Annotated in this window: 1 pseudogene; it reads right to left on the reverse strand. The window is 62.4% G+C overall.

Annotation, left to right across the window (positions count from 1 at the left end):
• Positions 1–345, reverse strand: a pseudogene (locus CVH10_RS18375) (LysR family transcriptional regulator); the annotation flags it as partial.
• Positions 346–359 lie beyond the last annotated feature (14 nt).

The raw sequence follows: 359 nt of genomic DNA on the forward strand, positions 1-359 counted from the left end.
GTCCATCTCGTGATCCAGCAGGGTCCGCAGCAACGACGCGGTGTCGCTTGCCGTCACGGTCTGCGCCAGCAACGGGATCTGGTCCGCGAGGGCGACGCTGAGGATCGCGCCAACAGCCGATGTGGCCGACACGACTCCCAAGCAAATTTTGCCTTCAAGCCCGCGCTTCAGGGCCGAAAGATCGCGCTCCATACCGTCACAGTCGCGTTCGATCTTGATGGCCCAGGCAAGCACTGTCTCGCCTTCCAATGTGAGTCCGTCATAGCGCCGGCCATGCCGCACGATCTCGACACCTAGATCACCCTCGAGCTGCTTGATGCCTGCGGAAAGCGTGGGCTGCGACACGTTGCAGCTCTTCG

Origin of the sequence: Halomonas sp. ND22Bw, assembly GCF_003011945.1 — a bacterium.
Taxonomy (GTDB): Bacteria; Pseudomonadota; Gammaproteobacteria; order Pseudomonadales; family Halomonadaceae; genus Halomonas; species Halomonas halophila.